The following is a 307-nucleotide window of genomic DNA, read 5'->3' as shown; positions in this document are numbered from 1 at the left end:
CTCGACGTCGTAGAAGCGCGGAATCAGCCGTGCGACCGTCGACTTACCCGATCCGGACGGGCCGACCAGGGCGCAGACCGTGCCCGCCGGGATGTCGAGGTCGACGCCGTCCAACACCGGATCGCCGCGCTCCGCCGAGTAGCGGAAGCAGACCTTCTCCAGCGTGATGCCGGAGTCCTTCGGCACGTGGGGGTGCTCCGGCTCGGGAAGCGGGGGCATACGCAGCAGCTCCGCGATCCGTACGGCGCCGGCCTTCGCATCGTTGATGTAGTTCGCCAGGTGCATCAGCGGACCGGCCGCCTCGATG

At 69.1% G+C, this 307-nt stretch carries 1 protein-coding gene; it reads right to left on the bottom strand.

Annotated features, from left to right (window positions below; genetic code table 11):
- The coding region (locus ADL29_RS11815; RefSeq protein WP_157878466.1) for an ATP-binding cassette domain-containing protein at positions 1-307 on the bottom strand (307 nt) is incomplete at both ends.

The sequence above is a fragment of the Streptomyces chattanoogensis genome (assembly GCF_001294335.1).
Lineage (GTDB): Bacteria > Actinomycetota > Actinomycetes > Streptomycetales > Streptomycetaceae > Streptomyces > Streptomyces chattanoogensis.
Note: the sequence above shows the minus strand (reverse complement) of the source record. Positions and strands in the feature narration are given on the sequence as shown.